Origin of the sequence: Micromonospora aurantiaca ATCC 27029 (assembly GCF_000145235.1) — a bacterium.
Lineage (GTDB): Bacteria > Actinomycetota > Actinomycetes > Mycobacteriales > Micromonosporaceae > Micromonospora > Micromonospora aurantiaca.
The window spans coordinates 2,749,578-2,775,032 of sequence record NC_014391.1; the positions used below are offsets into that span (position 1 = coordinate 2,749,578).

At 76.0% G+C, this 25,455-nt stretch carries 2 protein-coding genes; both read left to right on the forward strand.

From position 1 onward, the window contains the following. Positions 1-9 precede the first annotated feature (9 nt). A complete protein-coding gene (locus MICAU_RS12315; protein ID WP_013285636.1) occupies positions 10-11,235 on the forward strand; it encodes a type I polyketide synthase in 11,226 nt (3,741 codons plus the stop codon). Between the two features lie 46 nt (positions 11,236-11,281). After that, on the forward strand, positions 11,282-25,414 hold the full coding sequence (locus MICAU_RS12320; RefSeq protein WP_013285637.1) for a type I polyketide synthase: 14,133 nt from the start codon (positions 11,282-11,284) through the stop codon (positions 25,412-25,414). Positions 25,415-25,455 lie beyond the last annotated feature (41 nt).

Here is a 25,455-nt window from a genome sequence, read left to right on the forward strand (position 1 = left end):
CGAGATGTCATGGCGGACGAAGAGCGGCTGCGCGAATACCTGACGCGCGTCGTCGCCGAGCTGCAGCAGACCCGCCAACGGCTGCGCGAGGTCACCGCCGAGGAGTCCGAGCCGGTGGCGATCGTGGCGATGAGCTGCCGCTACCCGGGCGGCATCAGCTCGCCTGAGGAGCTGTGGGAGTTCGTCTCGTCCGGCGGGGACGCCATCGGCGACTTCCCCACGGATCGCGGCTGGGACCTGAAGCGGCTCTACCACGCCGATCCGGACAACGCCGGCACCTCGTACACCACGGCCGGCGGGTTCCTGCGCGACGCGGGGGAGTTCGACGCCGCGCTGTTCGGCATCTCGCCGCGCGAGGCGGTCGCCATGGACCCGCAGCAGCGGCTGCTGCTGGAGGTCACCTGGGAGCTGTTCGAGCGCGCCGGCATCGCCCCGCTGTCGCTGCGCGGCAGCCGCTCCGGCGTCTTCGTCGGCACCTCCGGGCAGGACTACGCCGCCGTGCTGCACCGGGCGCCCGGCGTCGAGGGGTACGTGCTGACCGGCACCGCCGCCAGCGTGGTCTCCGGCCGGCTGGCGTACACGTTCGGGCTGGAAGGCCCGTCGGTCACCGTGGACACCGCCTGCTCGTCGGCGTCCGTCGCCATCCACCTCGCCTGCCAGGCGCTGCGTCAACGCGAGTGCGGCCTCGCCCTGGCCGGCGGCGCGACCGTGCTGGCCACCCCCGGCCCGTTCGTCGAGTTCTCCCGGCAGCGCGGCCTCGCCGCCGACGGCCGGTGCAAGTCGTTCGCCGCCTCCGCCGACGGCACCGGCTGGTCCGAGGGCGTCGGCATGCTGCTGCTGGAACGGCTCAGCGACGCCCGCCGCAACGGCCACCCCGTACTCGGCGTCATCCGCAGCTCGGCGGTCAACTCCGACGGCGCGTCCAACGGGCTCACCGCCCCCAACGGCCCGTCCCAGCAGCGGGTCATCCGGCAGGCCCTGGCCGGCGCGAAGCTCACCCCCGACCTGGTCGACGTGGTCGAGGCACACGGCACCGGCACCACCCTCGGCGACCCGATCGAGGCCCAGGCGCTGCTCGCCACGTACGGCCGGGAGCGGGGCGACGCCGCGCCGCTGCTGCTCGGCTCGATCAAGTCGAACATCGGCCACACCCAGGCCGCCGCCGGCATCGCCGGGGTGATCAAGATGGTGGAGGCGATGCGGCACGGCATCGTGCCGGCCACCCTGCACGTCGACGAGCCCACCCCGCACGTGGACTGGGCCGCCGGAGCGGTCACCCTGGTCACCGAGGCCACGCCGTGGCCGGCCGTGGACCGGCCGCGCCGGGCGGCCGTCTCGTCGTTCGGAATGAGCGGCACCAACACCCACCTCATCCTCGAGCAGCCCGAGCCGGCCGGCGCCGAGGCGGACCGCCCGGCGGCGCCCGCGCCCGCGCCGGTGCTGCTCACCGGCCGCACCCGCACCGCCCTGCGCCGCCAGGCCGAGCGCTGGTCGGCCTGGCTCGCCGACGACCCGGACGCACGTCCGGCCGACGTCGCCCGGACGTCTGTGCTCTCGCGCTCGCCCCTGGAACACCGGGCGGTCGTCCTCGCCGACGACCGCGACGGCCTGCTCGCCGCCCTGCACGCCCTCGCCGACGACCGGCCCGCCCCCGGCCTGGTCACCGGCGCCGCCGCCGAGCGGGGCGGGGTCGCGTTCCTCTTCTCCGGCCAGGGTGCCCAGCGCGCCGGCGCCGGCCGGGAACTGTACGAGGCGTACCCGGTCTTCGCGGAGGCGCTCGACGAGGTCTGCGCCCACCTCGACCACCGGCTGCCCCGGCCGCTGAAGCCGCTGCTGTTCGCCGGGCCCGGCACCGCCGAGGCCGACCTGCTCGACCAGACCGTCTTCACCCAGGCCGCGCTGTTCGCCGTCGAGGTGGCGCTGCACCGGTTGCTCGGCTCCTGGGGACTGGCCCCCGACATGGTCGCCGGGCACTCCGTCGGCGAGCTGACCGCCGCCCACGTGGCCGGCGTGCTCAGCCTCGACGACGCGTGCGCCCTCGTCGCCGCCCGGGGGCGGCTCATGCAGGACCTGCCCACCGGCGGCGCGATGCTCGCCGTGGCCGCCGACGAGGCCCGGGTCGCCGAGTCGATCGCCGCGCTGACCGACCGGGTCGCCGTCGCCGCCGTCAACGGCCCCGACGCCGTCGTCGTCTCCGGCGAGGCGGCGGCCATCGACGAGCTGGCGGGACTTTGGACCGACCGGGGGGTGCAGGTGCGGCGGCTGCGGGTCAGCCACGCCTTCCACAGCCCGCTGATGGAGCCGATGCTCGCCGAGTTCGCCGCCGTCGCGGCCCGGCTCGACCTGCGCGCCCCCACCCTGCCGGTGGTGTCCAACGTGACCGGTGAGCTGGCCGACCCGGCGCAGCTCACCGACCCGGACTACTGGGTGCGCCACGTCCGGGAGGCGGTCCGCTTCGCCGACGGCGTACGCGCCCTGCGCGCCCACGGCGTCGGTACCTTCGTGGAGGTCGGACCGGACGCCGTGCTCACCGCCGGCGTCCAGGAGACCCTCGCCGGGACCGAGACCGAGACCACCGACGCGGCCCCCGCCGTGGTGGTTCCGGTGCTGCGCCGGGACCGCCCGGACCGCCGTACCCTGCTCGCCGCCCTCGCCCAGCTCCACGTCGCCGGTACGCCGCCGCGCTGGGCGGACGTTCTCGCGGACCTGCCCGGCCGGCTCGTCGACCTGCCCACCTACCCGTTCGAGCGGCAGCACTACTGGGTGCCGGCCGAGGCGCCCGCCGACGACACCACGACGGGCGGGGCCGGCGCGCTCGACCGGCGGTTCTGGGCCGCCGTCGAACGCGCCGATCTCGACGCGCTGCGCGACACCCTCGCCGTCACCGACACCGCCGCCGCCGAGTCGCTGCGTACCCTGCTGCCCGTCCTCGCCGACTGGCGGCGGCAGCGGCAGGAACACTCGGTCCTCGACGGCTGGCGGTACCGGGAGGAGTGGCAGGTGGCCCCCGAGCCCGCCCCCGCCCGGCTGACCGGCACCTGGCTGCTGGCGCTGCCCGCAGCCGACGCGGACAACCCGGCGGCGCGGGCCGTCCGGGCTGCGCTGACCGACGCCGGCGCCGACGTGCGGCCCCTGACCGTCGAGCCGGACGCCGACCGGGCAGCCCTCGCGGCAGCCCTCGCCGGCACCGAGCCCGCCGGCGTCGTCTCCCTGCTCGCCGGGGAACCGCGCACCGGCGGCACGGTCCTGCCCGGCCTGACCGCCACCCTCGCGCTCGCGCAGGCGCTCGGCGACGCCGGCGGGGCCACGCCGCTGTGGCTGGTCACCCGGGGCGCGGTCGCCGCCGCCTCGTACGACCGGCTCGTCGACCCGGCGCAGGCAGCGATCTGGGGCCTCGGCCGGGTCGTCGGCGTCGAGGCGCCGCACCGCTGGGGCGGCCTGGTCGACCTGCCGTCCGACCCCGACGACCGGGCCGTCGCCCGGCTCGCCGCGATCCTCACCGGATCGACCGGCGAGGACCAGCTGGCGGTACGCGGCCCCGGGGTCTTCGCCCGCCGCCTCGTCCGCGCCGCCCTCGGCGACCGTACGCCGGCGCGCCGGTTCACGCCCACCGGCACCGCAGTGGTCACCGGCGGCACGGGCGGGCTCGGGGCCCGCGCCGCCCGCTGGCTCGCCGCCGCCGGAGCCGAACACGTCGTGCTGGTCAGCCGGCGCGGGCCCGACGCCCCCGGCGCGGCCGCGCTGGAGGCCGAGCTGACCGCCCTCGGGACCAGGGTCACCGTCGCCGCCTGCGACATCGCCGACCGGGCCGCCGTCGCCGACCTGCTCGACCGGGTCGAGGCCGCCGGCCCGCCGGTGCGTACGGTCGTGCACACCGCCGGCGTCGCGCAGGCCACCCCGCTGGCGGAGGTCACCCCCGCCGAACTGGCCGAGGTCACCGCCGGCAAGACCGCCGGGGCCACCCACCTCGCCGACCTGCTCGCCGACCGGGAACTGGACGCCTTCGTCGTCTACTCGTCCATCGCCGCCACCTGGGGCAGCGGCGGGCAGGCCGGATACGCGGCCGGCAACGCCTACCTCGACGCGCTCGTGCAGCGGCGGCGCGCCGACGGCCGGTCCGGCACCGCCATCGCCTGGGGGCCCTGGTCCGACGGCGGCATGCACGCCGCCGACGCCGAACGGAACCTGCGCCGTCGGGGCCTGCCCGCCATGGACCCGGCCGTCGCCACGGCCGCGTTGCAGCAGGCCCTCGACCACGACGACGTCACCGTGACGGTGGCCGACGTGGACTGGGCCCGGTTCGCCCCCGCGTACGCCTCCGCCCGCCGCCGGCCACTGCTAGAGGGCGTACCGGAGGCGCGGGCCGCCCTCGACGGCGGCGCCGCAGCCGACGACGGCGACGACGGCCCGGCGGCGACCCTGCGCCGGCGCCTTGCCGCGCTGGCACCGGCCCGACGCGAGGAGACCGTCGCCGAGATGGTCCGCGAACTCGCCGCCGACGTGCTCGGCCACGACGGCGGGGCCGCCGCCGTCGGCGCGACCACCGCGTTCCGCGACCTCGGCTTCGACTCGCTGACCGCTGTGGAGCTGCGCAACCGGCTCGTCGCCGCCACCGGGCAGGCGCTGCCCACCACCCTGGTCTTCGACCACCCGACCCCGGCCGTGCTGGCCCGCTTCCTGCTCACCGGCCTCTTCGGCGCCGGCGCCGCGGCGGTTCCGGACGCCGCCCCGGCCGCCGTGGGCGACGACGAGCCGGTGGCCGTCGTCGCCATGGCCTGCCGCTACCCCGGCGGCGTCAACGACCCCGAGCAGCTGTGGCGCCTCGTCGCCGACGGCGTCGACGCGATCGGAGACTTCCCGACCGACCGGGGCTGGGACCTCGACCGGCTCTACGACCCCGACCCGGCCAACCCCGGCACCACGTACGCCGACAAGGGCGGCTTCCTGCACGCGGCGGGCGAGTTCGACCCGGGCTTCTTCGGGATCTCGCCCCGCGAGGCGGCGGCGATGGACCCGCAGCAGCGGTTGTTGCTGGAGGTTTCGTGGGAGGCGGTCGAGCGGGCAGGGGTTGAGCCTGGGGTTCTTCGGGGTTCGCGAACAGGGGTGTTCGTGGGCACGAATGGTCAGGACTATGGGGCCCTGCTCATGGCTGCGGGGGAGCAGGCCGAGGGGTTCGGGGCCACGGGGAACGCCGCGAGTGTGGTGTCGGGTCGGGTGGCGTACGCGTTGGGGTTGGAGGGGCCGGCGGTGTCGGTGGACACGGCGTGTTCGTCGTCGTTGGTGGCGTTGCACCTGGCGGTGCAGTCGCTGCGGCGTGGCGAGTGCGACCTGGCCCTCGCCGGTGGCGTCACGGTCATGGCCACCCCCGGCACCTTCTTCGAGTTCTCCCGGCAGCGGGGCCTGGCGGCCGACGGCCGGTGCAAGGCGTTCGCGGCGGGTGCCGACGGCACGGGCTGGGGTGAGGGTGTTGGTGTGCTGGTGGTGGAGCGGTTGTCGGACGCGCGGCGTAACGGTCACGAGGTGCTGGCGATCGTGCGGGGCAGTGCGGTCAATCAGGATGGTGCGTCGAACGGGCTGACGGCCCCGAACGGTCCGTCGCAGCAGCGGGTGATCCGCCAGGCGCTCGCCGGTGCCCGGCTGGGCAGCGCGGATGTCGACGTGGTGGAGGCGCACGGTACGGGCACGACGCTGGGTGACCCGATCGAGGCGCAGGCCCTGCTGGCGACCTACGGGCAGGGCCGCGAGGGACACGAGCCGCTGCTGCTCGGCTCGATCAAGTCGAACATCGGCCACACCCAGGCCGCCTCGGGTGTCGCCGGTGTGATCAAGATGGTGCTGGCGATGCGGGAGGGCGTGGTCCCGGCGACGCTGCACGTGGACGAGCCGTCGCCGCACATCGACTGGACCTCCGGTGCGGTGGAGCTGGCGACGCAGTCGCGGCCGTGGCCGGCGGTGGAGCGGGCGCGTCGGGCGGCGGTGTCGTCCTTCGGCATGTCCGGCACGAACGCCCACGTGATCATCGAGCAGGCCGACGAGCTGTCCGTCGCTCCGGTCGAGCACGGCCCGGGCCTGGTGGCCTCCGATGTCGTGGTGTGGCCGGTGTCGGCGCGGTCGAAGGGCGCGCTCGCGGGGCAGGCGGCCCGCCTGGCGGACTTCCTGCGCGGGCGCGGCGCCGGCGGCGCCGGGCACCTCCAGCGGGCCAACGAAGCCGTGGTGGATGTGGCGGCGGTGGGCTGGTCCCTGGCTACGACCCGGTCGGCGTTCGATCACCGTGCCGCTGTCGTCGGGTCGGGCACTGAGGAGTTGCTGGCGGGGCTGGAGGCCCTGTCCGCCGGTACCCCGGCGGGGAACCTCGTGACGGGTGCGGTTTCCGGCACCGGTGCGGGTGTGGTGTTCGTGTTCCCGGGTCAGGGTGCGCAGTCGGCGCGGATGGCGGCCGGCTTGGTGGGTCGTGCGCCGGTGTTCGACGCGCGTCTGGCGGATTGCCAGCGGGCCCTGGCCCCGTACCTGGATGTCGATCTGGTGTCGGTGTTGACCGGTGAGGACGAGTCGTGGTTGGAGCGGGTGGAGGTCGTGCAGCCGGTGCTGTGGGCCGTGGGTGTGGCCCTGGCGGCGGTGTGGCAGCACGCCGGGGTCACCCCGGCGGCGGTGGTCGGTCACTCGCAGGGCGAGATCGGCGCGGCGTGCGTGGCCGGGATCCTGTCTCTGGAGGACGCGGCGAAGGCCGTGGCCCTGCGCTCGCGGGCGCTGACGGTCCTGCGGGGCACCGGCACGATGGCGTCGGTCGACCTGTCGGCGGAGGCGGTGGCCGAGCGGCTGCCGGCGTTCCCGGGTGTCGGGGTGGCGGCGGTGAACGGTCCGTCGACGGTGGTGGTGTCGGGTCCGCCGCGGCCGGTTGCCGATCTGGTGGAGTCGTGTCAGGCCGATGGGGTGCGGGCGCGGTTGATTCCGGTGGACTATGCGTCGCATTCGGTGGCGGTGCAGGATGTCGCGGAGCAGTTGCGCGCGGATCTGGCGGGCGTGAGCCCTCAGGCCGGTCACACGCGGCTGGTGTCGACGCTCACCGGGGACTGGGTGGACCCGTTCTCGATGTCGGCGGACTACTGGTACGACAACCTGCGGCAGACCGTCCAGTTCGACGCCGCCGTCCGGGTGGCCGTCGCCGCCGGGCACACCACGTTCGTGGAGATTTCCCCGCATCCGGTGCTGGCGATGCCGGTGACGGCGATCCTGGACGACGTCGGCGTGAGCGGGCACGTGCTGGGCAGTCTGCGGCGGGGTGACGACGACGCGACGCGGCTGCTGACGAATCTGGCCACCGCCCACACGATCGGCCTGCCCGTCGACCTGACGGCCGTACTCGCCGAGACCGGCACCGTCGCGCTGCCCACGTACGCCTTCGAGCACGGACGCTACTGGCTGGACGCCCCCGCGCACCGCGTACGTGACGTCGGCTCCGCCGGCCTCCAGGACATCGGGCACCCGCTGCTCAGCGCGGCCGTACCCGTCGCCGACGACCGGACGGTGGTGCTGACCGGGCGGCTGTCGGTGCGTACCCACCCGTGGCTGGCCGACCACGCCGTCGGCGGGGCAGTGATCGTCCCCGGCACCGGCGTCATCGACATGGTGGTCCGGGCCGGCGACGAGGTCGACGCCGGCCAGGTGGGCGACCTGACGCTGATCAACCCGCTGGTGCTCCCCGCGACCGGCGCGATGCAGGTGCAGGTCCGCGTGGGCCCGCCCGCCGACACCGGCGAGCGGAGCGTCACAGTGCACTCCCGCCCCGAGGAGGACGCCGACGCCGAGTGGACCCGGCACGCCGAGGGCCTCCTGCTGCCGCAACTGCCCGACCCGGCCGCCGTACCAGGGCAGTGGCCGCCGGCCGGCGCCGTCGAGATCGACGCCGACCTGGACGCCTGGTACGCACAGATGGCCGAGGGTGGCCTCGGCTACGGCCCCGCCTTCCGAGGGCTGCGCCGGGTGTGGCGCGGCGACGGCGAGGTCTACGCCGAGGTGGCCCTCCCCGAGGAGGCGAGCGCCGACGCGTCCCGCTTCGGGCTGCACCCGGCCCTGTTCGACGCGGCCCTGCAGGCCAGCGGGGTCACCGCCCTGCTCGGCGACCCGGCGGACACCTCCGGGGCGGGCTGGATGCCGTTCGCCTTCCGCTCGGTCGCCCTGCACGCCCACGGGGCCACCCGGCTGCGGGCGCGGCTGCGCTCCCTCGGCCCGGACACCGTCGCGGTCACCCTCGCCGACACCGCCGGCCAGCCCGTCGCCACCGTCGAGTCGCTGACGTTCCGCCCCGTCGCCGCGGGCCGGGCCGACGAGGCGGCCGCGCTGCGCCGCACCTCGGTGTTCCACCTGGACTGGACGCCGCTGCCGGGTGCCGACGCGGCGGCGGGGCAGACGGTCAGCTGGGCGCTGCTCGGCGACGACACCCTCGGCCTCACCGGTGCGCTCACCGCCGCCGGGCACCCGGTGCGGTCCCACGCCGACCTGGCGGCGCTGGTCGCCGAGATCGGGGAGTCCGGGGACGTACCCGATACGGTGCTGGACCTGCGCTCCGGCGCGGAGCCGGACCCGCAGCGGGCCGGCGAGGCCGCGCACGACGCGGCCCGCGACGCGCTCGCGCTGGTGCAGCAGTGGCTGGGCGAGTCCCGGCTGGAGCGGTCCCGGCTGGTCCTGCACACCCGGGGCGCGGTCGGCGCGGCCCCGGGCGAGGCCCCCCGCGACCTGGCCCGGGCGAGCCTGTGGGGACTGGTCCGCTCCGCGCAGTCCGAGCACCCCGGCCGGTTCACGCTGCTCGACACCGACGACGCCGCCGCCTCCCTGGCGGCCGTCCCGGCGGCCGTCGCCTCCGGCGAGCCGCAGCTCGCGCTCCGCGACGGCGCGCCGCTCGTGCCGCGGCTGGCCCGGGCCCGCGACGCCGGGGTGCTGCCGCTGCCCGCCGGCGAGGTGCCATGGCGCCTCGACGTCACCGAGAAGGGCACGCTGGAGAACCTCGCCCTGCTGCCCGGCCCCGAGACGGCCGGGGAGCTGCCGGCGGGCCACGTCCTGGTCGGGATGCGCGCCTCCGGGCTGAACTTCCGCGACGTGGTGCTGGCCCTCGGCATGGTCCCCGACCAGGAGGTGCTGGGCAACGAGGGCGCCGGCGTGGTGCTCGGCGTGGGGCCGGGCGTCACCGACCTCGCCCCCGGCGACCGGGTGGCGGGCATCTTCTCCGGCTCGTTCTCCTCGGCGGCGGTCACCGACCGCAGACTGCTCACCCGCATCCCCGACGGCTGGTCCTACACCGACGCCGCCGCCGTGCCCGTGGTCTTCCTGACCGCCTGGTACGGGCTGGTGGAGCTGGCCCGGCTGCGCGCGGGCGAGTCAGTGCTCGTCCACGCGGCGGCCGGCGGCGTCGGCATGGCCGCCGTGCAGATCGCCCGCCACCTCGGCGCGGAGATCTACGGCACGGCCAGCCCCGGCAAGTGGCCGGCGCTGCGCGCCACCGGCTTCGACGACGCGCACCTCGCCTCCTCCCGCAGCCTCGACTTCGCCGACGAGTTCGCCCACCGCACCGGTAGCCGGGGCGTCGACGTGGTGCTCAACGCCCTGCGCGGCGAGTACGTCGACGCGTCGCTGCGGCTGCTCGCCGACGGCGGCCGGTTCGTCGAGATGGGCAAGACCGACAAGCGCGACCCGCAGCAGGTCGCCGCCGACCACCCGGGCGTCAGCTACCAGGTCTTCGACCTCATCGAGGCCGGCCCCGGGAAGATCGGCGCGATGCTGGGCGAACTGATGGCGCTCTTCGCCGCCGGTGCGCTGCGGCCCCTGCCCCGGCGCACCTGGGACGTCCGGCGCGCCCCCGAGGCGTTCCGCTTCCTCAGCCAGGCCCGGCACGTCGGCAAGCTCGCCCTGAGTATCCCGCAGACGCCCCGGCTCGACGGCACGGTCCTGGTCTCCGGGGCGACCGGCACCCTCGGCGCGCTGCTCTGCCGGCATCTGGTCACCGCGCACGGCGCCCGGCAACTGCTGCTGGTCAGCCGGCGCGGCCCGGACGCCGAGGGCGCCGACGACCTGCTCGCCGACCTCAAGGCCCTCGGCGCGGACGTGTCGATCGTCGCCGCCGACCTGGCCGACCCGGACGCCGTGGCGGACGTGCTGTCCACGGTGGACCGGCGCCACCCGCTGCGCGCCGTCGTGCACGCCGCCGGCGTCCTCGACGACGCCACCGTCGAGTCGCTCACCCCCGACCGCCTCGCCGCGGTGCTGCGGCCCAAGGTCGACGTGGCGTGGAACCTGCACCGGGCCACCCTCGGCCACGAGCTGAGCGCGTTCGTGCTCTTCTCCGCCGCCGCGGGCGTGTTCGGCGGTCCCGGCCAGGGCAACTACGCCGCCGGCAACGCGTTCCTCGACGCCCTCGCCGAGCACCGGCGGGCCCTCGGCCTGCCGGCCGTCGCGCTGGCGTGGGGCCGCTGGGCGCAGGCCAGCGGCATGACCGGTCACCTCGACTCGGCCGACATCCGCCGCCTCGACCGGGGCGGCATGGCCGCCCTCTCCGACGCCGAGGGGCTCGCCCTGTTCGACGCGGTCTGGCGCTCGGAGCGGGCGACACTCATGCCCGCCAAGATCGTCACCGGCGTGGCCGCGCCCGGGTCGCCCGTACACCCGCTGCTGACCAACCTGGTCCGCGCCGCCGGCCGCCGGGCCGCGGCCGGGGCGGCCACCGACGGGCAGGCGTACGCCGAGACGCTGCGCGCCCTGCCCGACGACAAGCGGGCACGCGCCCTGCGCGACCTGGTGCTGTCGCACGTGGCGGTCGTCCTCGGCCACGGCGACCCGGCCGGCATCGAGCCGACCCGGGCGTTCCGGGAACTCGGCTTCGACTCGCTCACCGCCGTCGAGCTGCGCAACCGGCTCGGCGCGGCCACCGGGCTGCGGCTGCCGGCGACGCTGGTCTTCGACAACCCGACGCCCGAGGCGCTCGCCGCCCACCTGGGCGGGCAGTTCGTCCCGGCGAACTCGGCGGGCGAGCCGTCGGGGGCGGGCCGGGAACTCGACCGGCTGGAGGCGGCGCTCGTCGGGCTGGACCCGGCCGACGACGAGTTCCGCCGGATCACCGACCGGCTGCACGGCCTGCTGGGCCGGCTGACCGAGCGGCAGGCGGACGCGGACGGCGACGACGACCTGGAGTCGGCCACCGCCGCGAACATCTTCGACCTGATCGACCGCGAGCTGGAGACGTCGTGACCACCAGCCGCAACGACATCGGCATGCCGAGTGAGGTAGGTCCACGGTGAGCAACGAGGACGAGAAGTACGTCGAGTACCTGAAGCGTACGACCTCGGAGCTGCGGCGTACCCGGCGTCGGCTGCGCGAGCTGGAGGCCCGCGACGCCGAGCCCGTCGCCATCGTGGCGATGAGCTGCCGTTACCCCGGCGGGGTCGACAGCCCCGAGGCGCTGTGGCACCTCGTGCACGACGGCGGCGACGGGATCGGGCCGTTCCCCGCCGACCGGGGCTGGGACCTGGAGAACCTCTTCCACCCCGACCCCGACCACCCGGGCACCAGCTACGTGCGCGAGGGCGGCTTCGTCTACTCCGCCGCCGACTTCGACGCCGACCTGTTCGGCATCTCGCCCCGCGAGGCCGTCGCCATGGACCCGCAGCAGCGGCTGCTGCTGGAGACGTCCTGGGAGGCGTTCGAGCGGGCCGGGCTGCCGCTGCCGGCCGTCCGGGGCAGCCGCACCGGCGTCTTCGTCGGGGCGTCGTCGCACGGCTACGACGGCATGATGGCGCAGGCCGAGAACGGCGAGGGGCACCTGCTCACCGGCAACGCCACGAGCGTCATCTCCGGCCGCGTCGCGTACACGCTCGGGCTGGAGGGGCCGGCGGTCACCGTCGACACCGCCTGCTCGTCCTCGCTCGTCGCCCTTCACCTGGCCGCGCAGGCCCTGCGCAACGGCGACTGCGAGCTGGCCCTCGCGGGCGGCGTGACGGTGATGCCCACCCCGGCGGTCTTCGTCGGCTTCAGCCGGCAGCGCGGCCTCGCCGCCGACGGCCGGTGCAAGGCGTTCGCCGCCGGCGCGGACGGCACCTCGTGGTCCGAGGGCATCGGCATCCTGCTGCTCACCCGGCTCTCCGACGCGCAGCGGCACGGCCACCCGGTGCTCGCCGTGATACGCGGCAGCGCGGTCAACCAGGACGGCGCGTCCAACGGGCTCAGCGCCCCGCACGGCCCCTCCCAGGTGCGCGTCATCCGCCAGGCCCTGGGCAACGCCCGCCTCACGCCCGAGCAGGTCGACGTGGTGGAGGCGCACGGTACGGGCACCCGGCTCGGCGACCCGATCGAGGCGCAGGCGCTGCTGGCCACGTACGGGCAGGACCGCGACGAGGCCGCACCGCTGCTGCTCGGGTCGGTCAAGTCGAACATCGGGCACACGCAGGCCGCCGCCGGCGTGGCCGGTGTGATCAAGATGGTGATGGCGATGCGGCACGGCGTGGTGCCGCCCACCCTGCACGTCGACGAGCCGTCCCCGCACATCGACTGGACCGCCGGGGCGGTCACCCTCGCCACCGCCGCGACGCCCTGGCCCGCCGTGGACCGGCCGCGCCGGGCCGCCGTGTCGTCGTTCGGCGTGTCCGGCACCAACGCGCACACCATCATCGAGCAGGCCCCGGCTCCCGCCGAGGTCGAGGTCGAGGCCGAGGCCGAGCCGACCACGCCGCAGGCCCGCACGGTGGCCCCCGTGCTGCTCTCCGCCCGCTCCGACGCCGCGCTCGCCGCGCAGGCCGGCCGCTGGGCCGCCCGGTTCGCCGCCGACGAGACCCTCCGCCCGCTCGACGTGGCCTTCTCGTCGGTCACCTCCCGCTCCACCCTGGACCGTCGGGCCGTGCTGTCCGCGACCGGCCGCGACGACCTGCTCGCGGGGCTGCGCGCCCTTGCCGCCGGGGAACCGGCCGGTACCGTCGTGACCGGTGCCGGGGCGCCGCGCGGCCAGCTCGCGGTGCTCTTCTCGGGTCAGGGCGCGCAGCGCGCCGGCATGGGCCGGGAGTTGTACGCCGAGTTCCCCGTGTTCGCCGCCGCCCTCGACGAGGTGTGCGGGCACCTGGATCGAGCCCTGCCGCGCCCCCTGCGTGAGGTGCTCTTCGCCGCCGACGGCTCGGCCGACGCCGGCCTGCTGGACCAGACGGTGTTCACGCAGGCCGGTCTGTTCGCGGTCGAGGTGGCGCTGTTCCGGCTGGTGGAGTCCTTCGGCGTCGCCCCCGACCTGGTCGGCGGTCATTCGATCGGCGAGGTCACGGCCGCGTACGTGGCCGGGGTGCTGTCGCTGGAGCACGCCTGCGCGCTGGTGACGGCGCGGGGCCGGTTGATGCAGGCGCTGCCCGCCGGGGGTGGGATGCTGGCCGTCGCGGCCACCGAGGCCGAGGTGGCGGCCACGCTGGACGGGCTGGCCGGCGTGGGGATCGCGGCGGTCAACGGTCCGCAGGCCGTCGTGGTCTCCGGCGCCGTCGAGGCCCTCGACGAGGTGGAGCAGGTCTGGCGTGAGCGGGGCGTACGCACCCGCCGGCTCACCGTCAGCCACGCGTTCCACAGTCCGCTGATGGAGCCGATGCTCGCCCGGTTCCGCGCGGTGCTCGACAAGCTCACCTTCGCCGCGCCGTCGCTGCCGGTGGTGTCGAACGTGACCGGGGCGCTCGCCGACGCCGACGAGATCCGCACCGCCGACTACTGGGTGCGTCACGTCCGCGAGGCCGTCCGCTTCGCCGACGGGGTCACCGCGCTGCGCGCCGCCGGGGCGGACACGTTCCTGGAGGTCGGGCCGCGCAGCGTACTGACCGCGATGGTCGGCGACGCCCTGTCGGACGGGGCCGGCGTGCTCGCCGTGCCGGCGCAGCGCGGGGACCGGCCCGAGGCGCACGGGCTGCTGGCCGGGCTGGCCGAGCTGCACGTGCGCGGGGTTGCAGTCGACTGGCGGCAGTGGTTCGCCGACACCGGCGCGCGGCGGGTGGACCTGCCCACGTACGCCTTCCAGCACCAGCGCTACTGGCCCGAGGCCGGCGGCACCGCCGTGGCGGCCGCGCCGGGCGACGCCGCCGAGGGGGACTTCTGGGCGGCCGTGGAGCGCGGCGACCTGACCGGGGTCGCCGCCCACCTGGCCGTGCAGGACGACCCCGCCGCGGTCGAGGCCCTCGCCCCGGCCGTACCGGTGCTGTCGTCGTGGCGACGGGCCCGGCAGCGCGACGCCGTGGTGGACGGCTGGACGTACCGGATCGACTGGGAGCCGGTACGCCCCGCCGCCGCGCCCGCGCTGACCGGCCGCTGGCTGGTCGTCACCGCCGACGCCGACGACGCCGGGGCGGCCGGCACGCTGACCGGCGCGGGCGCCCACGTCGACACGCTCACCGTCGCCCCCGGCGTCGACCGTGCCGAGCTGACCGGGCTGCTGCGCGGCCACGGCGAGCAGGGCTGGACCGGCGTGCTCTGCGTGCTCCCCGCGACCGACCGGGCGCTGCCGGACGCCCCGGCCGTCTCCGTCGGCGCCGCGCTGCTGCTCACCCTCACCCAGGCGCTCGCCGACGCCGGCCTGCCCGGCCGGCTCTGGTGCCTCACCCGGGGCGCCGTGCGCGTCGGGGCCGGCGAGACCCTCACCGATCCCTGGCCCGCCCTGGCCTGGGGCCTGGGCCGGGTCGTCGCGCTCGAACAGCCCGACCGCTGGGGCGGCCTGATCGACCTGCCCGCCCGCGCCGAGCGCACCGCGGCGGACGCGCTGCTCGCCGTCCTCGCCGACGCCGGCCACGACCAGGTGGCGATCCGCCCGCAGGGCGTCTTCGGCCGGCGGCTGGTGCCGGCCGCGCCGCCCGCGGGTGCGGGCTGGCGGCCTGCCGGGACGGTGCTGGTGACCGGCGGTACGGGTGCCCTGGGCCGGCACGTGGCGCGTTGGTTGCTGGCCAACGGGGCGGCCGAGGTGGTGCTGGCCTCGCGGCGGGGTCCGGCGGCGCCGGGCGCGGCCGAGCTGGTCGACGAGTTGGGCGCGGTACGCGTGGTGGCGTGCGACGTCACCGATCGGGCGGCCGTCGACGCCCTCGTGGCCGGCCTGCCGGAGTTGACCGCCGTCGTGCACACCGCCGGCGTGATCGACGACGGCGTCCTCGACGGGCTCGACCTGGGCCGGATGCAGACCGTCCTCGACGGCAAGGTCCGCGCCGCCCGGGTGCTGCACGAGGCCACCGCCCACCGCGACCTCGATGCGTTCGTGCTCTTCTCCTCCCTCGCCGGGGTCATCGGCAGCGCCGGACAGGGCAACTACGCGGCGGCCAACGCCTATCTCGACGCGTTCGCGGCCTGGCGCCGCGACCAGGGCCTGCCCGGCACCGCCATCGCCTGGGGCGCCTGGGCCGAGGACGGCATGGCCGCCGCGCTGACCGCCCGGCTCGCCCGGGGCGGGGTCGACGCGCTCCCCGTCGCCGAGGCCGTCACCGCCCTCGGCCGGCTGGTCAACACCGCCGATCCGGCCGTCACCGTCGCCGCCGTCGACTGGGGACGCCTCGCCGCCTCCTGGGGCCGCCCGACGCCACTGATCGCCGCCCTGCCCGGGGTGCCCGCCGTGCCCACCGGTCCCGTCCGCGCCGTGGTGGTCGGCCGGTCCCTGCCGCAGCTCGCCGACCTCGTACGCACCCAGGCCGCCGTCGTGCTCGGCTACCCGGCCGGCCGGCCGCTGCCCGAGCGCACCTTCCGCGACCTCGGCTTCGACTCGCTCACCGCCGTCGAGCTGCGCAACCGGCTCACCGCCGAGACCGGTATGACCCTGCCCGCCACGCTGGTCTTCGACCACCCCACGGTCGCCGAACTCGCCGCCCACCTGCACGGCCTCACCGCCGGGCACACCACCGGCGAGGTGGTCGCCGACGGCACCGGCCGCGACCGCGAACCGATCGCCATCGTCGCCATGAGCTGCCGCTTCCCCGGCGGGGTCACCTCACCCGAGCAGCTCTGGGACCTCCTCGCCACCGGCACCGACGCGCTGAGCCTGATGCCCGGCGAGCGCGGCTGGAACCTCGCCGAGCTGTACCACCCCGACCCCGAGCACCTCGGCACCAGCTACGTCCGGGAGGGCGGCTTCGTCGCCGGAGCCGGCGAGTTCGACCCGGCTTTCTTCGGCATCAGCCCCCGCGAGGCCCTCGCCATGGACCCGCAGCAGCGGCTGCTGCTGGAGACCACCTGGGAGGCGTTCGAGCGGGCCCGGATCGACCCGACCGCCCTGCGCGGCAGCCGCACCGGCGTGTACGTCGGCACCAACGGCCAGGACTACGGCTCGCTGCTGATGGCCACCGGGGACGTCGACGAGAACTACCTCGCCACCGGCACCTCCGCCAGCGTCATCTCCGGACGGCTGGCGTACACCTTCGGGCTGCACGGCCCGGCGGTCACCGTCGACACCGCCTGCTCGTCGTCGCTGGTCGCGATGCACCTGGCCGCGCAGGCCCTCCAGACGGGCGAGTGTGACCTCGCCCTGGCCGGCGGCGCCACCGTGATGGCCACCCCCGGCATCTTCGTCGGCTTCTCCCGCCAGCGTGGCCTCGCCGCCGACGGCCGGTGCAAGCCGTTCGCCGGAGCCGCCGACGGCACCGGCTGGGGCGAGGGCGTCGGCCTGCTGGTGCTCCAGCGGCTCTCCGACGCCCGCCGCGACGGCAACCCGGTCCTCGCCGTGCTGCGCGGCAGCGCCGTCAACCAGGACGGCGCCTCCAACGGTCTCACCGCACCCAACGGCCCCGCCCAGCAGCGGGTGATCCGGCAGGCCCTCGCCAACGCCGGACTCACCGCCGAGCAGGTGGACGCCGTCGAGGCGCACGGCACCGGCACCACCCTCGGCGACCCGATCGAGGCGCAGGCCCTCATCGCCACGTACGGCCAGGACCGGCCCGCCGACCGGCCGCTCTGGCTCGGCTCGATCAAGTCGAACATCGGGCACACCCAGGCGGCGGCCGGCGTCGCCGGGGTGATGAAGATGGTCCTGGCGATGCGGCACGGGGTGCTGCCGCCCACCCTGCACGTGGACGAGCCCACCCCGCACGTCGACTGGACCGCCGGCAGCGTCGAGCTGCTCACCGCCGCCCGGCCGTGGGAGCCCGCCGACGGGGTACGCCGCGCCGCCGTCTCCTCGTTCGGGATCAGCGGCACCAACGTGCACACCATCCTCGAACAGGCCCCCGCCGACGAGCCGGAGCCCGGACCGGCAGCCGACGTGCCGACCGGGGAACTGCCCTGGGTCCTCTCCGGGCGCACCGTCGACGCCCTCGCCGCCCGCAGCCGGGACCTGCGCGAGCACCTCGGCACAGTGGACGACGACGCGCTCGCCGACGTCGGCTGGTCGCTGGCCGCCACCCGCGCGTCGCACGACCACCGGGCCGTCGTCTTCGCCGCCGACCGCGACGACCTGGCCGCGTCCCTCGACGCGCTCGCCGCCGGCCGGCCCGGCCCGCAGACCGTCACCCGCGTCCCCGGCACGCCGGGCGAGGTCGCGTTCGTCTTCCCGGGCCAGGGCTCGCAGTGGGCCGGGATGGCCGCCGAGCTGCTCGACACCGCCCCCGTCTTCGCGGAGACGTTCGCCGCCTGCGCCGAGGCGCTGCGCCCGTACGTCGACTGGTCACCGACCGACGTGGTGCGCGGCGCGCCCGACGCCCCGTCGCTGGAGCGCGTCGACGTCGTGCAGCCCACCCTGTTCGCGGTCAGCGTCTCGCTCGCCGCGATCTGGGAGTCGTACGGGGTGCGCCCCGCAGCCGTCGTCGGGCACTCCCAGGGCGAGATCGCCGCCGCGTACGTCGCCGGTGGCCTCACCCTCGACGACGCGGCGGCCGTGGTCGCGCTGCGCAGCCGGATCATCGCCGGCATCGCCGGGGACGGCGGCATGGTCTCGGTCGCCACCACCGCCGACGAGGCCACCGCGACGATCGCCCGCTGGGCCGGCCGCATCGCCCTGGCCGCCGTCAACGGACCCACCTCCGTCGTGGTCTCCGGCGACGGCGCCGCCCTCGACGAGCTCGTCGCCCACTACGAGTCCCGCGAGGTGCGGGTGCGCCGCGTGCCCGTGGACTACGCCTCCCACTCCGCCCACGTCGAGCAGCTGCGCGAGCAGCTCCTGGAACTGCTCGCCGGGCTGCGGCCCCGCACCGGCGAGGTCCGGTTCCGCTCCACAGTCGAGGGCGACTGGCTCGACACCGCCGCCCTCGACGCCGACTACTGGTACCGCAACCTGCGGCAGACCGTCCGCTTCGACGAGGCGGTACGCAGCCTCGTCACCGCCGGCTACCAGACCTTCGTCGAGGTCAGCGCCCACCCGGTGCTGACCATGGCCGTGCAGGAGAGCGTCGAGCTGGCCGCCGCCGACCCGGACGCGGTCACCGTCACCGGCAGCCTGCGCCGGGGCGAGGGCGGCCTCGGCCGCTTCCTGCGCGCCCTGGCCGAGGTCTGGGCCGGGGGTACGGCCGTGGACTGGCGGCCCGCCTTCGCCGGCCTCGCCGGGCGTCGTCTCGACCTGCCCACGTATCCGTTCCAGCGGCAGCTCTACTGGCCGCAGCCGTCAACCGCGCCCGCCCCCGCGGCCGCCGGTCCCGTGGCCGACGACGAGGTCGACGCCCGGTTCTGGGCGGCCGTCGAGGCGGAGGACCTGACCGCGCTCACGGCCGAACTCTCCGCCACGGCCGAGTCGCGGCCCGTCCCGGAGACGGCGTTCGCCGACGTGCTGCCGGCGCTCGCCGCCTGGCGTCGCCGGCACCGCGACCAGGCCACCGTGGACTCCTGGCGGTACCGGGACAACTGGACGCCCGTCGCTCCCGACGCCTCCGGCGAGCCGGCCGCCACCGGCACCTGGTGGCTGCTCACCGGCCCCGACGACACCGGCGCGGCCGAGGCCGACTTCTGCACCGACGCATTGCGGCGGCACGGTGGCACCGTCGTACCGCTGGCGCTGGACGCCGACCGCACGGACCGCGCGGCGCTCGCCGCTCGGCTGCGCGACCTCGCCGACGGCGGCCCTCGCCCCGCCGGGATCGTGTCGCTGCTGCCGCTCGACGAGACGCCTGCCCCGGCGCACCAGTCGGTGCCGGTCGGTTTCGCCGGCACCGTCACCCTCGTGCAGGCGCTCGGCGACGCCGGAGTCCGCGCGCCGCTGTGGTGCCTCACCCGGGGTGCCGTCGCCACCGGCCCGGCCGACCCGCTGCCGCACCCGCTCCAGCAGCTCACCTGGGGCTTCGGCCGGGTCGCCGCACTCGAACACCCGGACCGCTGGGGCGGCCTCGTGGACCTGCCCGACGAACTCGACGACGCGGCCGGCCGACGGCTGGTACGTGTCCTCGCCGGCGCCGACGGCGAGGACCAGGTCGCGCTGCGGTGGGCCGGCGCCTTCGGCCGGCGACTGCTGCACGCCCCGCTCGGCGACGCCCCCGCCCCGCGCACCTGGCGGCCCTCCGGCACCGCCCTGGTCACCGGCGGCACCGGCGCGCTCGGCGGACACATGGCCCGCTGGCTCGCCGCCAACGGCGCCGCGCACCTGGTGCTGGTCAGCCGGCGCGGCCGGCAGGCCGAGGGCATCGCCGACCTCGAGGCCGAGCTGGTCGCACTGGGCGCCCGGGTCACCGTCGCCGCCTGCGACGCCGCCGACCGGTCGGCGCTCGCCGCCGTCCTCGCCGACCTGCCGCCCGAGCACCCGCTGACCACAGTCGTGCACACCGCCGCCGTCCTCGACGACTCGGTGATCAACTCGCTGACCCTGGAGCAGGTCGACTACGCGCTCAGCGCGAAGGTCACGACCGCGCTGAACCTGCACGAGCTGACCCGCGAGCTGGACCTCGACGCGTTCATCCTGTTCTCCTCGATGGCCGGCACCGTCGGCAGCTCCGGCGTGGGCAACTACGCCCCCGGCAACGCGTTCCTCAACGCCCTCGCCGAGCACCGGCGCGCCCTCGGCCTGCCCGCCACCTCCATCGGCTGGGGCGCCTGGGGCGGCGGCGGCATGGCCGACGGCGAGTTCGGCCGGATGCTGCACCGCCACGGCGCGCCCGAGATGCCCCCGCGCCTCGCCGTCGCGGCCCTGCACCAGGCCGTCGAGCACGACGAGACCTTCCTGACCATCTCGAACATCGCCTGGGACCGGTTCTTCGTCGCGTTCACCGCCACCCGGCCCGGTCCGCTGATCTCGGAGATCCCCGAGGCGCAGCGGTTGCAGGCCACCAAGGGCCTCGCCGAGACGAAGGAGACCGACGAGGCCGGCCCCGCCGGCGCGTTCACCCGGATGAGCGCCGCCGAGCGCCAGCAGGCGCTGCTCGATCTGGTCCGCGACCAGGCGGCCGCGGTCCTCAAGTACGCCGACGGCCAGGCCGTCGACCCGCACCACGCGTTCCGGGACCTCGGCTTCGACTCGGTGACGGCGGTGGAGCTGCGCAACCGGCTCGCCACCGCCACCTCGCTGCGGCTGCCGGTGACCCTGGTCTTCGACTACCCGTCGCCGACCGCGCTCGCCCGGCACCTGCACGAGGAGTTGGGCGGCGAGGCCGCCGTGGCCGTCGAGGCCGCCCCGGTGACGCTCGGCGACGACGAGCCGGTGGCCATCGTCGCCATGTCCTGCCGCTTCCCCGGCGGGGCCAACGACCCCGAGCGGTTCTGGCAGATGCTGCACGCCGGCCGTGACGCCGTGTCCGACCTACCCGGCGATCGGGGTTGGGACGTCGAGAAGCTCTACGACCCCGACCCCTATTCCACCGGCACCTCATACGTCCGCAGCGGCGCCTTCCTCTACGAGGCGGCGGAGTTTGATGCCGGTTTCTTCGGGATTTCCCCCCGTGAGGCCTTGGCGATGGACCCGCAGCAGCGGTTGTTGCTGGAGGTTTCGTGGGAGGCGGTCGAGCGGGCAGGGGTTGAGCCTGGGGTTCTTCGGGGTTCGCGAACAGGGGTGTTCGTGGGCACGAATGGTCAGGACTATGGGGCCCTGCTGATGGTGGCGGGGGACGAGGTGGAGGGCTTCGCGGGCACGGGCAACGCCGCGAGTGTGGTGTCGGGTCGGGTGGCGTACGCGTTGGGGTTGGAGGGGCCGGCGGTGTCGGTGGACACGGCGTGTTCGTCGTCGCTTGTGGCGTTGCACCTGGCGGTGCAGTCGCTGCGGCGTGGCGAGTGCGACCTGGCCCTCGCCGGCGGCGTGACCGTGATGGCGACGCCCGGGCTGTTCGTGGAGTTCTCGCGGCAGCGGGGCCTGGCGGCCGACGGCCGGTGCAAGGCGTTCGCGGCGGGTGCCGACGGCACGGGTTGGGGTGAGGGTGTTGGTGTGCTGGTGGTGGAGCGGTTGTCGGACGCGCGGCGTAACGGTCACGAGGTGCTGGCGATCGTGCGGGGCAGTGCGGTCAATCAGGATGGTGCGTCGAACGGGCTGACGGCCCCGAACGGTCCGTCGCAGCAGCGGGTGATCCGTCAGGCGCTGGCGTCGGCCCGCCTCACCACGGCCGACGTGGACGTGGTCGAGGCGCACGGCACGGGCACCACCCTCGGTGACCCGATCGAGGCCCAGGCCCTGCTCGCCACGTACGGGCAGGAGCGCGACGAGCCGCTGCTGCTCGGCTCCGTGAAGTCGAACATCGGCCACACCCAGGCCGCCGCCGGCGTCGCCGGTGTGATCAAGATGGTGCTGGCGATGCGGGAGGGCGTGGTCCCGGCGACGCTGCACGTGGACGAGCCGTCCCCGCACATCGACTGGAACTCCGGGGCCGTCGAGCTGGCGATCGAGTCGCGGCCGTGGCCGGCCGTGGGCCGGGCGCGCCGGTCGGCGGTGTCCTCGTTCGGCATCTCCGGCACCAACGCCCACGTCATCATCGAACTGCCCGAGGACCTCCCCGCCGAGAGCGTGGAGCCCGACGGCGAGGCCGCCGAGGATCGCAGCCCGGGGCTCGTGGCCTCCGACGTCGTCGTCTGGACGGTGTCGGGGCGGTCGAAGGGCGCGCTGGCCGGTCAGGCCGCCCGCCTGGCCCAGCACGTCCGCGCGCACGCCGACCTCGACGCGGCGGCGGTGGGCTGGTCCCTCGCCGCCACCCGGTCGACGTTCGACCAGCGGGCCGCCGTCGTCGGGGCCACCGTGGCCGAGCTGGTGGCGGGCCTGGACGCCCTGTCCGCCGGCGCGCCGGCGGGGAACCTCGTCACGGGTACGGCCTCCGGAACCGGTGCGGTGTTCGTGTTCCCGGGTCAGGGTGCGCAGTCGGCGCGGATGGCGGCCGGTCTCGCCGGTCGTGTGCCGGTGTTCGACGCGCGGCTGGCGGAGTGTCAGCGGGCCCTGGCGCCGTACCTGGATGTCGATCTGGGGTCGGTGTTGACCGGTGACGACGAGTCGTGGCTGGAGCGGGTCGAGGTCGTGCAGCCGGTGCTGTGGGCCGTCGGCATGGCCCTGGCGGCGGTGTGGCAGCACGCCGGGGTCACCCCGGCGGCGGTGGTCGGTCACTCGCAGGGCGAGATCGGCGCGGCGTGTGTGGCGGGGATCCTGTCCCTGGAGGACGCGGCGAAGGCGGTCGCGTTGCGGTCGCGGGCGCTGACGGTGCTGCGGGGCACCGGGACGATGGCGTCGGTCGACCTGTCGGCGGAGGCGGTGGCCGAGCGGCTGCCGGCGTTCCCGGGCGTCGGTGTCGCGGCGGTGAACGGTCCGTCGACGGTCGTGGTGTCGGGTCCGCCGCGGCCGGTTGCCGACCTGGTGGAGGCGTGCCAGGCCGACGGGGTGCGGGCGCGGTTGATCCCGGTGGACTACGCGTCGCACTCCGTGGCGGTGCAGGATGTCGCGGAGCAGTTGCGCGCCGACCTGGCCGACGTGACGCCGCAGCCGGGCCACACCCGACTCGTGTCGACGCTCACCGGGGACTGGGTGGACCCGTCCTCGATGACGGCGGACTACTGGTACGACAATCTGCGGCAGACCGTCCAGTTCGACGCGGCGGTGCGGGTGGCCGTCGCCGCCGGGCACACGACGTTCGTGGAGATCAGCCCGCATCCGGTGTTGACGATGCCGGTGACGGCGATCCTGGACGACGCCGGCGTCACCGGGCACACGTTGGGCAGCTTGCGTCGTGGAGACGACGATCCGATGCGGTTGCTGACGAACCTGGCCACCGCGCACACGATCGGTCTGCCTGTCGACCTGACGGCCGTACTCGCCGAGACCGACACCGTCGCACTGCCCACGTACGCCTTCGACCGCAGCCGCTTCTGGCCGACCGCGGCGACCCGGCAGGAGGACACCGAGGAGACCCCGAGCGGCGTCGACTCCGCGTTCTGGGCGGCCGTCGAGAGCGAGGACCTGGCCGCGCTCGCGGAACTCACCGAGCAGGACGCGACGGAATCCCTGGAACGGCTGGGCGCGGCCCTGCCCGTGCTCGCCTCCTGGCGACGCCAGCAGCGCAACCGCTCCGCCCTGGACGACCTGCGCTACCGCAGCGTCTGGCAGCCGTACACCGGGACGCCCGTCAGCTTCCTCCCCGGCGCCTGGTGGGTGATCGCCGACGCACGGCACCCGGAGGAGGGCGAGGCCGCCGTCGCCGAGCTGTCCCGCCGGGGCGCCGATGTCCGGCTGGTGTCGCTGCCGGAGAACCTGACCGACCGTGCCGCCCTCACCGCGCACCTGAGCGGTGTCACCCGTACCGCCGACGGCGGGCCGGCCCCGGTCGACGGGGTGCTGTCCCTGCTCGCCCTCGCCGACGGCCCGGTCGACGACACCCAGCCGGTGCCGCCGTTCCTCGCACGGTCGCTCGCGCTGATCCAGGCGCTCGGCGACCTCGACGTCGCCGCGCCGCTGTGGTGCGTCACCCGGGGCGCCGCCGGCACCACCCGGAGCGGCACGCCCAGCCGACCGGAGCAGTCGCTGCTCTGGGGCCTCGGCCGGGTCGTGGCCCTCGAACACCCCGAGCGGTGGGGCGGCCTGGTCGACGTACCGGCCACCCTGGACGACCACGGCTGGGACCTGCTCTGCGCCGCCCTCGCCGGACTCGACGGCGAGGACCAGCTCGCGGTCGACGGCGCCACCATCCTGGTCCGCCGGCTGGTGCGGGCACCCGGCGGCGAGGCGCCCGCCGACGACGCCGGCTACCCGGGCACGACGCTGGTCACCGGCGGCACCGGCGCGCTCGGCGCGGAGGTGGCCCGCTGGCTGGCCGCCCGGGGCGCCGAGCACCTGATGCTCGTCAGCCGCCGTGGCGCGGACGCCCCCGGCGCCGCCGAACTCGTCCGCGAGCTGACCGGGGCGGGCACCCGGGTGACCGTCGCGGCCTGCGACGTGGCCGACCGGGCCGCGCTGGCCAAGCTGCTCGACGAGGTACCCGCCGACGCGCCGCTGACCAGCGTCGTGCACGCGGCCGGCGTCCTCGAGGACGGGGTGCTCGACGGGCTCACCGCCGACCGCCTCGCCACCGTCCTGCGCCCCAAGGTGCTCGGTGCCCTGCACCTGCACGAGCTGACCGTCGGGCGGGAACTGCGCGCGTTCGTGCTGTTCTCCGCGCTGGCCGGGCAGCTCGGCGCCGCCGGTCAGGGCAGCTACGCCGCCGCCAACGCCTACCTCGACGCCCTCGCCGAGCAGCGGCACCGGCAGGGCCTGCCGGCCACCTCGGTCGCCTGGGGCCCCTGGGCGGCCGGCGGGATGGCCACCACCGACCATGCCGTGGAGGAGCGCCGCCGGCGTACCGGCGTGGCCCGCCTCGACACCGCGCCCGCGCTCACGGCGCTCGCGCAGTGCGTCGCGCGGGGCGAGCCGGCGACGATGGTGGCCGGCATCGACTGGGCCCGCTACGTGCCCGGCTTCGTCGCCGTGCGGCCCAGCCCGCTCATCGCGGGCGTGGCCGAGGCGCGGCGGGCCGTCGCCGAGCGGGCCGAGGACACCGGCGTCTCCGCGGAGTCCCTGGCCGCCCTGCTCGCCGGGCAGACCGACGCCGAACGACGCAAGACCCTGCTGGAGCTGGTACGCGGGCAGGCCGCCGCGGTGCTCGGCCACGCCTCGATGGACGCCGTCGAGCCGGACCGGGCGTTCCGCGAACTCGGCTTCGACTCGCTGACCGCCGTGGAGCTGCGCAACCGGCTCACCGCGGCGACCGGCGTCCGGCTGCCCGCCACGGTCGTCTTCGACTATCCGACCGCCGCCGGGCTGGCCGAGTACGTGCGGGCCGCCGTCGTCGACGGCGGGGTGGTCGGGGTCGCACCGGTCTTCGGCGAGCTGGACAGGTTGGAAGCGGCGCTCTCCGGCTCGGCGCCGGACCGCAGCGCCCGAATTCGGATCACCGAGCGGCTGCGGGCGCTGCTGGCCTCCCTCAACGAGGCCGACGCCCCGGCGGACGGCGACACCGTCGCCGAGAAGCTCCAGGACGCGACGCCGGACGAGGTCTTCGACTTCATCGACCGCGAGCTGGGGATGTCCTGACGTGATCGCTGCTGCGACGACGGGTCAACACAAGGAGTGCG